The sequence below is a fragment of the Aeromicrobium sp. Leaf291 genome (assembly GCF_001423365.1).
GTDB lineage: Bacteria > Actinomycetota > Actinomycetes > Propionibacteriales > Nocardioidaceae > Aeromicrobium.
In genome coordinates this window covers 1630892-1645144 of sequence record NZ_LMNM01000001.1, presented here as the reverse complement: position 1 = coordinate 1645144, position 14253 = coordinate 1630892, and the positions used below count along the sequence as shown (strand labels likewise).

Here is a 14253-nt window from a genome sequence, read left to right as displayed (position 1 = left end):
CTCAGAAGCCGAGCTTGCGCAGCTGCTTGGGGTCGCGCTGCCAGTCCTTGGCCACCTTCACGTGCAGGTCGAGGTGCACCGGCGTGCCGAGGAGGCGCTCGATCTGGCCGCGGGAGGTCGTGCCGATCTCCTTGAGTCGCGCACCCTTGCGACCGATCACGATGCCCTTCTGGCTGTCGCGCTCGACGTACACGTTGACCCGCACGTCGAGCAGCGGACGGTCGGCCGGACGGTCCTCGCGCGGGGTCATCTCGTCGACCACGACGGCGATGGAGTGCGGCAGCTCGTCGTGCACACCCTCCAGGGCGGCCTCGCGGACGATCTCGGCGACCAGCGTCGTCTCGGGCTCGTCGGTGAGCTGACCCTCGGGGTACAGGGCCGGGCCCTCGGGCAGCGTCGCCACCAGCAGGTCCGACAACAGGCCGACCTGGTCGCCGCTGACGGCCGAGACGGGCACGATCTCGCGCCACTCCAGACCAGCGGCACGACCGGCCTCCTGCACCGCCATCAGCTGCTCCCCGACCCGCTCGGGTGCCACCAGGTCGGTCTTGGTGACCACGGCCAGCACGGGCGCCCGCCGGATCCTGGCCAGCTCGGCGACGAGGAAGCGGTCCCCGGGGCCGATCTTCTGGTCGGCGGGGAAGCACATCGCGATCGTGTCGACCTCGGCCCAGGTGGTGCGGACGATGTCGTTGAGGCGTTGTCCCAGCGTGTTCCGCGGACGGTGCAGACCGGGCGTGTCGACCAGCACGAGCTGGGCGTCGGGGCGGTGCACGAGCCCACGGATGGCGTGCCGCGTGGTCTGCGGCTTGGACGACGTGATGGCGACCTTCTCACCCACCAGCGCGTTCGTGAGCGTGGACTTGCCGGCGTTGGGGCGACCGACGAAGCAGGCGAAGCCGGACCGGAAGCTCATGTGGTCGTCCTGTCGACGACCCGACCGGCCGGGTCGGCCAGGAGCACCGGCACCCCGTCGCCGGCGAGGTCGCGCACGGGCGCGACGTCGGGCAGGTCGTCGGCGACCACCAGGGCGGCCTCGAGGCCGCGCGCGCCCGACGACACCGCCATGGCCACGGCCAGCTCGAGCGCCCCGACCCGGAACGACGGGAGGTCGACCTGGGCGGCCGCGTAGGTGCGCCCGTCGAGGTCACGCACGGCGGCCCCCGCGGGAGCCTGCGTCCGTGCTCGCGTGGCTCGTGCGAGGGTCACCAGCTTGGCGTCCTCCGGGGCGAGGGTCACCGGGTCGCTGTCGGGTCGGTCAGTCACGGGATCCTCCGTTGCTCGGCTCGGACACGGGCTCGGGCTCCAGGCGCGACACGTGCACGCGTCCGATGCGGTTGCGGCGTCCGCTGGGTGCCTCGGCCACGAGCTTCAGACCGTCGATCTCGACCGTGCTGCCGGGGATCGGCACCTTGCCGAGGTGCTTGGCGACCAGGCCGCCGACCGAGTCGACGTCCTCGTCGTCGAGGTCGATGTCGAACAGCTCGCCCAGGTCGTCGACGTCGTAGCGTGCGCTCACCCGGTAGGACCCGTCCGACAACGCCTCGAGCTCGTCGGGCTCGGTGTCGTACTCGTCGGTGATCTCGCCGACGATCTCCTCGAGGATGTCCTCGATGGTGACCATGCCCGACGTGCCGCCGAACTCGTCGACGACGATCGCGACGTGGGTGCGCTGCGCCTGCATCTCCTTCAGGAGGTCGTCGGCCGGCTTGGTGTCGGGGACGAACAGGCACGGTCGCATGATCGAGTCGACCTTCTCGGTGGACTCGGCCACGTGGTTGTCGAAGACGCGCTTGGTGACGTCCTTCAGGTAGGCCATCCCCAGGACGTCGTCGAGGTTCTCGCCGATCACGGGCACCCTCGAGTACCCGCTGCGCAGGCTGAGGGACATGGCCTGGCGCAGCGTCTTGGAGTGCTCGATGAACACGAGGTCGGGGCGCGGCACCATCACCTCGCGCACGATCGTGTCTCCCAGCTCGAAGACCGACTGGATCATCTTGGACTCGTCGGACTCGATGACGCTGCTCGCCGCCGCCAGGTCGACCAGCTCGCGGACCTCGACCTCCGAGGCGAACGGGCCCTCGCGGAAGCCACGTCCGGGCGTCAGGGCGTTGCCGACGACGATCAGCAGGCGCGGAACCGGCCCCAGGAGGGCCGTGATGAGGCGCACGGGCCCGGCGGACGCGAGCGCGACCGACTCGCTGTGCTGACGCCCGAGAGTGCGGGGTCCGACGCCGATGAGGACGTAGGAGACGACGACCATGATCGCCACGGCCACGCCGATCTGCCACCACAGTCCGTCGACGTAGTCGTCGACCACGAGGGCGACCAGGACGATGGCCGCCGTCTCGCACACGACCCGCAGCAGCAGCACGGCGTTCAGGGCCGGGGCGGGGTCCTCGAGGATGCGGCTGAGCGCCGCCGCACCACCGCGACCCTCGTCGCCGAGCTCGGCCGCCCGTGCGCGCGAGAACGAGGACAGAGCGGCGTCGATGCTCGCGAACAGACCGGCGAGGATCGCCAGGACGATCGACGCGACGATCGCCACGGTCATCGGGGCGTGTCCTTCGGCTCGACGGCTCCGGACCCGGTGGCCAGGGAGCCCTCCTCGACGTCCGTGCCGGCAGCCGCTCGCTGCCACTCCAGGAGCAGACGTCCCTGGATGCCGAACATCTCGGCGTGCTCCTCGGCGGTGGCGTGGTCGTAGCCCAGCAGGTGGAGGATGCCGTGGACGGTGAGCAGCTCGATCTCGTCGGACGGATCGTGCCCGGCCGCCGGAGCCTGCTGCGCCGCCACCTGGGGGCAGAGCGCGATGTCGCCGAGGTAGCCCTCGGGCTCCTCCTCGGGCTCGCGGTCCTGCCGGCCCGGCGAGAGCTCGTCCATGGGGAAGGAGAGCACGTCGGTGGGGCCCTTCTTGCCCATCCACTGCTCGTTGAGCACGGCGATGGTGTCGGTGTCGACCAGGCGGACGGTCAGCTCGGTGGCCGGGTGCAGCCGCATGCGGCGCATGACGAACCGGCAGAGCCGGGTGAGGGCGACGACGTCGACGCCCTGCCCCGACTCATCGAGGACGTCGACGTTCATGGTCCACCTGCCCCGGGCCCGACGCCGACTCGAAGGCGTCGTAGGCGGCGACGATGCGACCGACCAGCTTGTGGCGGACGACGTCCTGCGACGTGAGCGTGGAGAAGTGGATGTCCTTGACGTCGGCGAGGATGTCGCGCACGACGCGCAGACCGCTCTTCTGGCCCGACGGCAGGTCGACCTGGCTGACGTCGCCGGTGACGACGATCTGGGAGCCGAAGCCGAGCCGGGTGAGGAACATCTTCATCTGCTCGGGGGTGGTGTTCTGCGCCTCGTCGAGGATGATGAACGCGTCCTGCAGGGTGCGGCCGCGCATGTACGCCAGCGGCGCGATCTCGATGGTCCCGCTGGTGAGCAGCTTGGGGATCGTCTCGGGATCGAGCATGTCGTGCAGCGCGTCGTAGAGCGGACGCAGGTACGGATCGATCTTCTCGCTGAGCGTGCCGGGCAGGTATCCCAGCCGCTCCCCCGCCTCGACCGCGGGCCGCGTGAGGATGATGCGGGTGATCTCCTTGGCCTGCAGCGCCTGCACGGCCTTGGCCATGGCGAGGTAGGTCTTGCCGGTGCCGGCCGGGCCGATGCCGAAGACGATCGTGTGCTTGTCGATCGCGTCGACGTACTTCTTCTGGTTGAGCGTCTTGGGCCGGATGGTGCGGCCACGGTTGCTCAGGATGTTCAGGCTGAGCACCTCGGCCGGGCGCTCCTGCGTCTCGGTGCGGAGCATCGAGATGCTGCGCTCGACCGTCTCGGCCGTGAGGCCCTGGCCGGTGCGCACGATGGCGACGAGCTCGTCGAGCAGCCGCTCCACGAGGGCCACCTCGCCGGGCTCGCCGGTGACGGTCACGACGTTGCCGCGCGCGTGCACGGTGGCGTCGAAGGCGTCCTCGACGATGCGCAGGAACGCGTCGGCCGGACCGTAGAGGGCGACGGTGTCGATGCTGGTCGGGACGGTGAAGGTGTGGGGTCGCTGGTCCCCGGGCAAGTCAGAAGTCATGTCTGTCCACCATCGTACGGGGGGCAGGCGACACGCGCGCAACCCACGACCGGCGTCGCGGGCTCGTCCCGTGGCCGACGAGGACCCGGAACCCGGGGACGTCAGCCTGGGGGCCAGCCCAGCGCACGCCCGGCGAGGACGTGACCGTGGCAGTGGAAGACGGTCTGGTGGGCGTCGGCGCCGGTGTTGAACACGAGTCGGTAGGAGCCGCCCGCCTCCTGCGCCACGCGACGCGCGAGCCGCAGCAGCCCGACCGCCGCCTCCGGCTCGGCCTCGGCGAGGCTGCCGACGTCGGGCTGGTGGACCCGCGGGATCACCAGCACGTGGGTGGGCGCCTGCGGGCTGATGTCGCGGAACGCGAGCGCGTGCTCGTCCTCGGCCACCACGTCGGCGGGAACCCGACCGGCGACGATCGCGCAGAACAGGCAGTCGTCTTGGCTCATGGTCCCTTCCTACCGCACCTCAGCGGAAGGCGTCCTTGATGCGCCCGAACATGCCGTGCCGGTGCGTCGAGCCCATCTGTGCCTCGGGACGGTCCTCGCCGCGCAGCTCGGCCAGCTGCTTGAGCAGCTCGCGCTGCTCGTCGTCGAGCCGGTCCGGGGTCTCGACGACCATCTCGACCACGAGGTCGCCGCGACCGGGGCCGCGCAGCCGCGGCACGCCCTGGCCACGCAGCGTCAGGGTCTCGCCGGACTGCGTTCCGGCCGGCACCTCCAGGCCCACGGTGTCGGGCCCGTCCTGGTCGGCCAGGTCGGCCTCGAGCGTCGGCAGGTCGACGTGCGTGCCGAGGGCCGCAGCGGTCATCGGCAGGGTGACCTGGCAGCGCAGCTGGTCGCCCTTGCGGGTGAAGACGGGGTGACGGGCCACCTCGACCTCGATGTAGAGGTCGCCGGGGGGTCCTCCGCCGGGGCCGACCTCGCCCTCGCCGGCCAGCTGGATGCGGGTGCCCTGGTCGACGCCGGCAGGGATCGAGACGGTCAGCGAGCGACGCGACCGGACCCGGCCGTCGCCGTTGCACTCGTGGCACGGGTCGGGGATGACCGAGCCGAACCCGTGGCAGGTCGGGCACGGGCGGGCGGTCCGGACGCTGCCCAGCGGCGTGCGCTGCACGTGCTGCACCTCGCCGTGCCCGTGGCACGTGCCGCAGGTGACGGCCTCGGAGTCGTCCTCGGCCCCGCTGCCGTCGCAGCGCGTGCACACGACCGCCGTGTCGACCTTGATGTCGTGGGTGACGCCGAACGCGGCCTCCGCGAGGTCGACCTGCAGGCGCAGCAGGGCGTCCTGCCCGCGCTGGACGCGCGATCGCGGCCCGCGGGTGTTGCCCCCGCCGCCGAAGAACGCGTCCATGATGTCGTCGAAGCTGAAGCCGCCGCCGGCGAAGCCGCCCGCGCCGCCCCCGCCGCCGAGCGGGTTGCCGCCGCGGTCGTAGACCGACTTCTTCTGCGGGTCGGAGAGCACCTCGTAGGCGGTGGTGACCTCCTTGAAACGGTCGGCCGCGTCGGGTGCGTCGTTCACGTCGGGGTGCAGCTGGCGCGCGAGCCGGCGGTACGCCTTCTTGAGCTCCTCGGGCGTCGCCGACCGGGACACGCCCAGCAGCTCGTAGTAGTCCTGTGCCATTGGTCCTCGTCCTGTTCAGCCGTCCGCCAGCTGTCGCCCGACGTAGCGGGCGACCGCGCCGACGGCGGCCATGGTTCCTGGATAGTCCATGCGGGTGGGTCCGAGCGTGCCCAACGTGGCGAGCGCCTGCTCGGGGGTGCCGTACGCCGAGGAGACGACGGCGGTGCCCGCCAGTCCCTCACTACCGGTCTCGAGGCCGATGCGCACGGTGGGGTCGGTGGTCGCCTCGCCGAGGAGCTTCAGGAGCACGACCTGCTCCTCGAGCGCCTCGAGGACGGGGCGGATCGAGGAGTCGAAGTCGCGGCCGAAGCGCGCCAGGTTGGCGGTGCCGCCGACGGCGATGCGCTCGTCGGACCGCTCGTCGGAGAACACGTGCGTGAGCGTGGTGACCACCGACGTGACGAGAGGCCGGTCGGTCTCGGCGAACGTGCCGATCACCTCGGCCAGGCGCAGCGACGCCTCGGGCAGCCGCTGCCCGATGGTGGCGGTCATGATGCGTGAGCGCACGTCGGACAGCAGCACGTCGCCCGGCGTGGACTCGAGCTCGACGACGCGCTGCTCCACCCGGCCGCTGCTGGTGATCACCACGAGCAGCACGCGTGCGTGCTCGAGCGCGACGACCTCGACGTGGCGCACGGTGGAGCGGGTCAGCGACGGGTACTGCACGATCGCGACCTGGTTGGTCAGCTGGGCCAGCACCTTGACGCTGCGCTGCACGACGTCGTCGACGTCGACCGCTCCCCCGAGGAAGGTCTCGATGGCGCGTCGCTCGGGCGTCGAGAGCGCCTTCACCTGGGACAGCCGGTCGACGAACAGCCGGTAGCCCTTGTCGGTGGGCACCCGGCCCGCGCTCGTGTGCGGCTGCGCGATGTAGCCCTCGTCCTCCAGGGCCGCCATGTCGTTGCGGATGGTCGCCGGCGAGACACCGAGCTGGTGCCGCTCCACGAGCGCCCGGGAGCCCACGGGCTCCTGGGTCTCGACGTAGTCCTCGACGATGGCGCGCAGCACCTCGAGGCGACGGTCGTCAGAGGCGAGTCTTCGGTCCTCCGGCACGGCGGTCTCCTCTCTGCTGATCGGGCCTGCTGGGTCGCGACGGCCCCGGGGCGCGCAGACGGGGCACGACGACGCGGCGTGGCGCTTTGGCACTCACCCAGGGCAAGTGCCAGTCTAACGAGGTGGGAGCAATCGGGAGCGAGGGAGAGGTCGTCTCGGTCACGGGCACCACGCGTACCCTCACCTACCGACCTCGTCGGGTCACCCTCTCCGACGGCACCTTCCTCATGCACGAGTCGCGCGGCGGCACCCTCAGCTCGGTCTGGGCCGCCGACCTCGGCGACCTGTTCGTCGAGGTGGTGCACCTGGGCCACGGCCCCCTGGGCGGCGAGCTGGTGCTGGTCGTCCCCGACGGCGACGTGGTGGCGCTCGGGGACCTCGTCCCCCCGCTCGACGCGGTCCCGTCGGCCGTCACGCCCAGCTGGCCGGCCGCCGTGGACCTCGCCGTCGGGCTCACCCGCCCGTCGACCCGCATCCTCACCAGCAGCGGACCCATCACCCGCGAGGACCTGGAGGACTTCCACCAGACGCTGCTCGGGGTGCTGCATGGCTGAGGCCAGGCACCCGGGGCGCTACGGACAGGACGTGCTGGCCGGCGACTGGAAGGCTCCCCCGCGCGGTCGCTCCACCGAGGCCCCCGCCGACCTCGGCATCGTGGTCGAGGAGGTCACCTCGGGGTGGGTCGGCGAGGTCGTCCGCGTGGAGCGCGACCTCGGCATGGTGATGCTGGAGGACCGCCACCTGCGCCGCAAGTCGTTCCCGCTCGGTCCGGGCTTCCTCCTGGAGGGAAAGCCGGTCGTCCTCGTCGCTCCGGTCGCGGCGGCACCCAAGGCCGTGGCCCGCACCGCGTCCGGGTCGCGTGCGGTCACCGGACAGCGTGCGCGGGTCGCCCTGCCCAGCCGGATCCTCGTCGAGGGCAAGCACGACGCCGAGCTCGTCGAGAAGGTGTGGGGTGACGACCTGCGGGTGGAGGGCGTGGCCGTGGAGATGCTGCACGGCGTCGACGACCTCGTCGGGGTCGTCGACGACTTCGACCCCGGTCCCGACCGTCGCCTCGGCATCCTCGTCGACCACCTCGTCCCGGGGTCCAAGGAGTCGCGCATCGCCGCGAGGCTCTCGGACCGCGACCACGTGCTCGTCGTCGGGCACCCCTACGTCGACGTGTGGCAGGCCGTGAAGCCGGGTCGTCTCGGCGTGGACGCCTGGCCCGTGGTCCCGCGCAGCATCGAGTGGAAGCGTGGGATCTGCGCGGCCTTCGGATGGCCGCACGCCGAGCAGGCCGACATCGCTCGCGCGTGGCAGCACATCCTCTCGCGCGTCCGGTCGTGGACCGACCTGGAGCCGGAGTTCCTGGGCCGCGTCGAGGAGCTCATCGACTTCGTCACCGCTCCCTGAGCGCTGGTCGTCTCGCGAGGCCCACCGACGGGGACCGTCAGCCCGGCCCGAGCACCGGGGCGACCACGTCGTCGAGCCAGTCCGCTCGTGGAACGGCGACGCCCCGGGTGGTTCCGTCGTCCCGCACCTCCAGGTCGGCCACGCCGAGCAGCACGTCCTTGCCCCTGGTGCCTGAGGCGTTGTGGGCGTACAGGTAGGCGCGCAGCTCGCCGCGCACCTGGACGGTGCGTCGCCACGAGAACCGGAAGTAGGCGGAGGAGAACGTGAAGGTCTCCGTCGGCGCCCGGTCCAGCGGCGCCCCCAGCGCGACCGTGTAGGCGACCGGACGCCCCCACCGGTCGGGCTCGCTCGCCGCACCGCGCACCGCCACCATGCCGTCCGTCGCCTCGAGCGACTCCAGGACGCCCGACGGCGACCCGTCTGACGTGGGGTAGCGGATGAAGCCGGACGGCCACCCCGAGCCTCGTCGCACGGTGCGCCACATGAAGGTCCGGTCCATGTTGTCCTCGGAGACGACGATGGAACCGTCCGCACGAACCCGCTCCACGACGGCGACGTGCCCCTTCTTGCCGGCGAGTGCTCGGTTGGCCTTCCACCAGGCCACGTCGCCGCGGCGTGGTGCCGACGTGCTGACCCGCAGTCCGGCGGCTCGCGCGGCCGCGCCCCACGTGAGGGCGGCGTCGGTGCCGGGCGGTCGCGCGACCAGTCGGTTCTTGGTGAGTCGGTACGCGACGTAGTTCGTGCAGCTGCGACCGGGCGTCATGTTCCAGTACGACCGCGACCGGACCGACGCGTAGCCGCCGTGGGTGTACCCCTTGGCGGCGCACTGCTTGTACCCCGTGCACAGCACGGTGCGTGGTGCCGCGTCCGCAGACGTCGGCACACTGATGATGGCCATGCCGATCAGCATGCTGATCAGAGCTGGCCAATGCGCGATGCGCATTGCTCCCTCGCCAACTCCCCCGAGTCGTTCCTTGCTCCCAGGAGCACCGTAGGACTGTGTCCTAGGTCATGCCATCCGAATGACGAAAGTCCCTTCGGACTGGGGCGGGCGTCCTAGTCCGTGAGGTCCCGGACCACGGCGTCGGCGAGCAGGCGGCCCTCCAGGGTGAGCACGAGACGCTCGTCCACGATGTCGAGCAGACCGCGTGCGGCGAGCACCGGCACCTGCGCCCCCACCGAGGGGTCGAGCGCCGCCAGGGGCAGACCGGACCTCAGCCGGATCTCCAGCATGATCCGTTCGAGAGCGGCCGTGGGGGCGTCGATGTCCTCACCGTCGGCCTCGACAGGCTCGCCCGCAGCCAGTCGCTGTGCGTAGGCGGCAGGATGCTTGACGTTCCACCAGCGCCGCCGGTCGACGTAGGAGTGCGCGCCCGGACCCACGCCCCACCACTCGGCGCCGTGCCAGTACAGCAGGTTGTGGCGGCACTGCGCGGCCTCGTCGCGGGCCCAGTTCGACAGCTCGTACCAACCCAGGCCCGCTGCGGTGAGGGTCGCGTCGGCGAGCAGGTACTTGTCGGCGGTCTCGTCGTCGTCGGGCATGACCACCTCGCCGCGCCGGACCTTGCGCGCGAAGGCCGTCCCGTCCTCCACGATGAGCGCGTAGGCGCTGACGTGGTCGGGCTCGAGGGAGACCGCCTGGTCCAGGCTGGTCCGCCAGTCGTCCATCGACTCACCCGGGGTGCCGTAGATGAGGTCGAGGCTCACCTGCTCGAACCCGGCCTCCCGGGCCCAGCGCACCGCGTCGGGGACGCGGGCGGGGTCGTGCGTCCGGTCCAGCGTGGCGAGCACGTGCGGCACGGCGGACTGCACCCCGAAGGAGATGCGGGTGAAGCCGCCCTCGCGCAGGCGTGCCAGCGACGCCGGCGTGACGCTGTCTGGGTTGGCCTCCGTGGTCACCTCGGCACCCGGGCGCAGCCCGAGGTGCTCGTCGATCGACCGGAGCACGCCGACGAGGTCGTCGGCGGGGAGCTGGGTGGGGGTGCCTCCCCCGAAGAAGACCGTCTCGACCGGCCGGGGCCCGACGGCCTCGGCCATGCGCCGCACCTCCTGCAGCGCCGAGGAGGCGTACGTCGCGCGGGTGGCACCCTCGCCGAGCTCGTCGGCGGTGTAGGTGTTGAAGTCGCAGTAGCCGCAGCGAACCGAGCAGAACGGGACGTGGACGTACACACCGAATCCGGCTGCCGTCGCGGGCACGCCGAACGGCCCGCCCCCGGTGTCGGGAGCGGGCCGTTCGGTCGAGGTCATGGACTAAGCGTAGAAGCCGTCCAGGATGTGCTTGTAGTTCGACTCCACCACGTTGCGCTTGACCTTCATGCTCGGCGTGATCTCGCCGGACTCGATCGACAGGTCGTGGTCCAGGATGGCGAACTTCTTGATCGTCTCCCAGCGGTTGATCTTGGAGTTGAGCTCGTCGATCTGGCCGGAGATCACCTCGTGCATCTGCGGCGAGGAGACGACCTCGGAGTAGGACTTGCCCTCCATACCGTGCGCCGTGGCCCACTCGGCGACCGCGTCGGGATCGAGCGTGATGAGCGCGGAGCAGAAGTTGCGCTCGTTGCCGTGCACCACGATCTGGCTGGTCAGCGAGCTGATGCCCTTGAAGATGCCCTCGATGTGCGGCGGAGCCACGTACTTGCCGCCGGAGGTCTTGAAGAGCTCCTTCTTGCGGCCCGTGATGTAGAGGAAGCCGTCCTCGTCGAGACGGCCCTCGTCGCCGGTGTGCAGCCACCCGTCCTCGGTGAGCGACGAGGCGCTCTCGGAGTCGAGGTTGTGGTAGCCCTGCATGACGTGCGGGCCCTTGACGAGGACCTCGCCGTCCTCGGCGATGCGGATCTCGCTGCCGGGCATCGGGATGCCGACCGAGCCGAGCTTGAAGTCGGTCGGGTGGTTGACCGTGGCGCCGGCGGAGTTCTCGGTGAGCCCGTAGCCCTCGAGGATGAGGACGCCGGCGGCGTGGAACCACTCGGCGATGTCGGGCGAGAGCGCCGCGGCACCGGAGATGAAGAACCGCACGCGGCCGCCGAAGCGGTCGCGCACCTTCGAGAACACGAGCTTGTCGGCCACACCGTGCTTGGCCTTGAGGACCGGCGAAATCGGCTTGCCGGCGCGCACCGCGCGCGAGTGCTCGATGCCCACCTTCTCGGCCCACTTGAAGATCTTGAGCTTCGCGCCGCCCTCGGCCTCGGTCATGCCGACGATGCGGCCGTAGGCCTTCTCGAAGATGCGGGGCGCCGCACCCATGAACGTCGGCTTGACGATCGCCAGGTTGTCGACGATCTTCGGCACGCGCCCGTCGATGGCCGTGGCGAAGCCGATCTGCAGCTGGGTCGAGAGGAGCACCTTGCCGAAGGAGTGCGCCATCGGCAGCCAGAGGAACTGCAGGTCGTCGGCGGTCAGGTAGCCGCCTGCGGCGATGCACGCGCCCTCGTAGGTCCAGCCGTCGTGCAGGAGACGCACGCCCTTCGGACGGCCGGTCGTGCCGGACGTGTAGATGAGCGTCGCGAGCGACTGCGGCGTGATGGCCGCGACCCGGTCCTTGACGGCGTCCGGGTTGGCGGCGAGGTGGTCGCGGCCGAGCTGCTCGAGGTCGTCGAAGCCGATGACCCAGTCGCCGTCGGGCGTGCCGTCGTAGACGACGACCTTCGTGACGGAGGGGAGCTCGGAGTGCTTCTCGCGCAGCTTGGCGACCTGCTCGTCGTCCTCGGCGAAGACGATGCGGCTGTCGGAGTCGGCCAGGATGTAGGCGACGTCGCTGGCCATCGTGGTCGGGTACACGGTGGTGGTGGCGGCACCGGCAGCCAGCACGGCGAGGTCGGAGAAGATCCACTCCACACGGGTGCCGGACGCGATGGCCACGCGCTCCTCCGGGCCGATGCCGAGTGCCAGCAGGCCGGCCGCGAGCGCCGTCACCTGCTCGCCGGTCTGGGCCCAGGTCAGCGAGTGCCAGACCTCGTTCTCGTCGGGGTAGCGGTAGGCCTCCCGGTTCGGGGTCTGCTCCACACGGTCGTAGAACATGCGGGCCACGTTGGGCGCACGGTCCTCGACGATCTTGAGCTGCTCGGGGGTGGCGGTCACAGGCATGGATGTCCTCACACGACGTTCCGGGGGAATGTGGTGCCGCTCACCCTAACCTACTGGTCGGTCGCTTCTCGGGGCACCGGACGAGTGGTTGCGCACCTCATCGATCTGCCGCGCGATCTTGGCCGAGACCCTCGGTTCGGCCTGGAACGACGGCAGTCTCGCCCGATCCGTCGTGAGGGCACGGAAGGCCGCCCCGACGGTGAGGTCGTGGTCGCGACGTTCGACGACCCGCACCGGGTCGCCCGCCTGGACGACGCCCTCCTGCACGACCCTGAGGTACGCACCGACGACCCCGTGCTCGGCGAAGCGCCTCACCCAACGAGGCTCGTCGACGAACCCCTGGAAGACCGCACAGGGGATGCGCACGTCGCACACCTCGAGGAGCGTCGAGCCGACCGCCCACCGCTCCCCCAGCCGCGCGTCCTGCACGTCGAGCCCGCGCGTGGTGAGGTTCTCGCCGAACTGTCCGGCCACGAACGTGCAACCGGCCAGATCGGACCAGCGCTCGAGGTCCTCGGCGGCGTAGGCGTAGACCGCCTGGTCCGGACCGCCGTGGTGCTTGGTGTCGGCGATCTCGTCACCCTCGAGGCCGAGGCGGTGGACCTGGACCGGTCCGGCGACGGGACGCTTGTCGATCCCCGACCGCCCGAGCTTCCCCCACGGGACGTCGACGACCCGGCCCACGTTGACCGACAGGAGGTGCGCTGCCACGGGAGGGAGGCTAGCGGCAGAGCGGGCCAGGCGACGAACCCTGCCGGACCCGAGCAGGGATGGGATCGTGGGTCCATGGCAGAGCGGACCGACGTGGTGGTGGTGGGAGCAGGGCTTGCCGGGCTGGCGTGCGCGACGCGGCTGCAGCGCATGGGCATCGATGCGCGTCTGCTGGAGGCCGCGGACGACGTGGGCGGCCGCGTGCGCACCGACGTCGTCGACGGCCACCTCTGCGACGTCGGCTTCCAGCTGCTCAACCCGGCCTACCCTGCTCTGCGCGACCTGGTCGACCTCGAGGCGCTGGACCTGAAGCCGTTCGCAGCCGGGGTGCGAGTACGCCGCGGAGCCTCGGTGGCGACCATCGGCGACCCGCGTCGCGAGCCCGGCCTCCTCCCCTCCACGCTGCGCAGTGGTCTGCTGCGTCCGCGAGAGCTGGCGGCCCTCGCGCGCTGGGCGGCCCCGATCCTGGGCGGCGAGAAGCGCATCATGAGCCGGGCCGACGACACCCTGGCGGAGTCCCTCGACTCCGCCGGGGTGCGCGGGCCTCTGCGCCGACAGGTGCTGGAGCCCTTCCTGGCCGGTGTCCTGGCCGACGACACCGGCGCCACCTCGTCCCGGTACGCACGGCTGCTGGTCCGGTGGTTCCTGCTCGGCACCCCCGCCGTGCCGGGCGACGGCATGCGCGCCCTGCCCGCCCAGCTCGCCGCCGGACTGCAACGTCCGGCCGAGACGGGCGTGCGGGTGGTGGGCGTCGACCGCAGCCCGCAGGGCACCACGGTCCGCACGGGGTCCGGGTCCATCGAGGCCCGCGCCGCCGTCGTCGCCACCGACGTCCACGACGCGGCCGGTCTGGAAGCGGTGCCCGAGGTGCCTCCCGTGGGCGGGCTCGTGACGTGGTGGTTCGGTGCGCCCACCGGCATGCCCCAGGACCGTCTGCTGGTCGTCGACGGCGACCGCGGGCCCGTGGTCAACACGGCCGTCGTCTCGGCGGCCGCCCCCGGCTACGCCCCGCCGGGGCGCGACCTGGTGCAGGTGACCGCGCTCGCCGGGGCCGGTCTCTCCGACGCAGCGGCGCTGACGCAGGCGGCCCGCCTGTGGCGCACCGACGTCGGCGCGTGGGACCTGCTGGTGCGCCACGACATCGGCCGGGCGCTGCCGAGGGCCCTCGCGCCCCTGCAGCTGCGGCGACCCGCCGACGTCGGCGGCGGCGTCTTCGTCTGCGGCGACCACCGCGAGACACCCTCCATCCAAGGGGCGCTGACCTCGGGCACGCGAGCCGCCGACGAGGTGGCCGCGGCCCTCGGCGCGCGCTGATC

Annotated in this window: 15 protein-coding genes; 3 read left to right on the top strand and 12 right to left on the bottom strand. The window is 71.5% G+C overall.

Annotation, left to right across the window (positions count from 1 at the left end):
- Position 1: 1 nt before the first annotated feature.
- The 8 genes from era to hrcA form a co-directional block, all read right to left on the bottom strand.
- Entirely contained in the window at positions 2–916 is a 915-nt protein-coding gene (gene era, locus ASF35_RS08130; protein ID WP_055965312.1) for a GTPase Era, read from the bottom strand.
- Positions 913–1266 (bottom strand): cytidine deaminase, encoded by a 354-nt coding sequence (locus tag ASF35_RS08125; RefSeq protein WP_055965309.1) that lies wholly within the window; start codon positions 1264–1266, stop codon positions 913–915. Before ASF35_RS08125 ends, era begins: the two co-directional genes overlap by 4 nt.
- Positions 1259–2554, bottom strand: a complete 1296-nt coding sequence (locus ASF35_RS08120) for a hemolysin family protein (RefSeq protein ID WP_055965307.1) — start codon at positions 2552–2554, stop codon at positions 1259–1261. The genes ASF35_RS08125 and ASF35_RS08120 overlap by 8 nt, the downstream gene beginning before the upstream one ends.
- Positions 2551–3084 (bottom strand): rRNA maturation RNase YbeY, encoded by a 534-nt coding sequence (gene ybeY / locus ASF35_RS08115; protein WP_055965304.1) that lies wholly within the window; start codon positions 3082–3084, stop codon positions 2551–2553. Before ybeY ends, ASF35_RS08120 begins: the two co-directional genes overlap by 4 nt.
- The gene (locus tag ASF35_RS08110) at positions 3062–4078 is read right to left on the bottom strand and encodes a PhoH family protein (RefSeq protein ID WP_055965301.1); all 1017 of its coding nucleotides are present in this window, start codon (positions 4076–4078) and stop codon (positions 3062–3064) included. Before ASF35_RS08110 ends, ybeY begins: the two co-directional genes overlap by 23 nt.
- Positions 4079–4179: 101 nt before the next feature.
- Positions 4180–4521 carry a histidine triad nucleotide-binding protein gene (locus ASF35_RS08105; protein ID WP_055965297.1) on the bottom strand — a complete coding sequence of 114 codons (342 nt, stop codon included), beginning with the start codon at positions 4519–4521 and terminating at the stop codon, positions 4180–4182.
- 19 nt (positions 4522–4540) lie between these two features.
- Positions 4541–5695 carry a molecular chaperone DnaJ gene (gene dnaJ, locus ASF35_RS08100; protein ID WP_055965294.1) on the bottom strand — a complete coding sequence of 385 codons (1155 nt, stop codon included), beginning with the start codon at positions 5693–5695 and terminating at the stop codon, positions 4541–4543.
- A 15-nt stretch (positions 5696–5710) separates the two neighbouring features.
- Positions 5711–6748, bottom strand: a complete 1038-nt coding sequence (gene hrcA / locus ASF35_RS08095) for a heat-inducible transcriptional repressor HrcA (protein ID WP_055965289.1) — start codon at positions 6746–6748, stop codon at positions 5711–5713.
- A 122-nt stretch (positions 6749–6870) separates the two neighbouring features.
- Between hrcA and ASF35_RS08090 the strand changes: the two genes are divergently transcribed.
- Both ASF35_RS08090 and ASF35_RS08085 read left to right on the top strand, forming a co-directional pair.
- Positions 6871–7302 (top strand): hypothetical protein, encoded by a 432-nt coding sequence (locus ASF35_RS08090; RefSeq protein WP_055965286.1) that lies wholly within the window; start codon positions 6871–6873, stop codon positions 7300–7302.
- Positions 7295–8143, top strand: coding sequence for a DUF3097 domain-containing protein (locus ASF35_RS08085; RefSeq protein ID WP_055965283.1), 849 nt, complete (start codon positions 7295–7297; stop codon positions 8141–8143). The genes ASF35_RS08090 and ASF35_RS08085 overlap by 8 nt, the downstream gene beginning before the upstream one ends.
- A 37-nt stretch (positions 8144–8180) precedes the next feature.
- On the opposite strand, the gene ASF35_RS08080 is transcribed toward ASF35_RS08085, so the two are convergent.
- The 4 genes from ASF35_RS08080 to ASF35_RS08065 all read right to left on the bottom strand — a co-directional run bounded on the left by ASF35_RS08080 (position 8181) and on the right by ASF35_RS08065 (position 12937).
- A complete protein-coding gene (locus tag ASF35_RS08080; protein ID WP_162239302.1) occupies positions 8181–9041 on the bottom strand; it encodes a CHAP domain-containing protein in 861 nt (286 codons plus the stop codon).
- Between the two features lie 158 nt (positions 9042–9199).
- Complete coding sequence (gene hemW / locus ASF35_RS08075) at positions 9200–10390, bottom strand: radical SAM family heme chaperone HemW (protein ID WP_055965275.1); 1191 nt, start codon at positions 10388–10390, stop codon at positions 9200–9202.
- Positions 10391–10393: 3 nt separating this feature from the next.
- A complete protein-coding gene (locus tag ASF35_RS08070; protein ID WP_055965272.1) occupies positions 10394–12226 on the bottom strand; it encodes a long-chain fatty acid--CoA ligase in 1833 nt (610 codons plus the stop codon).
- Between the two features lie 45 nt (positions 12227–12271).
- Positions 12272–12937 (bottom strand): MOSC domain-containing protein, encoded by a 666-nt coding sequence (locus tag ASF35_RS08065; RefSeq protein WP_055965269.1) that lies wholly within the window; start codon positions 12935–12937, stop codon positions 12272–12274.
- 75 nt (positions 12938–13012) lie between these two features.
- Between ASF35_RS08065 and ASF35_RS08060 the strand changes: the two genes are divergently transcribed.
- Positions 13013–14251, top strand: a complete 1239-nt coding sequence (locus tag ASF35_RS08060; protein WP_055965266.1) for an NAD(P)/FAD-dependent oxidoreductase — start codon at positions 13013–13015, stop codon at positions 14249–14251.
- The last annotated feature ends 2 nt before the right edge of the window (positions 14252–14253 follow it).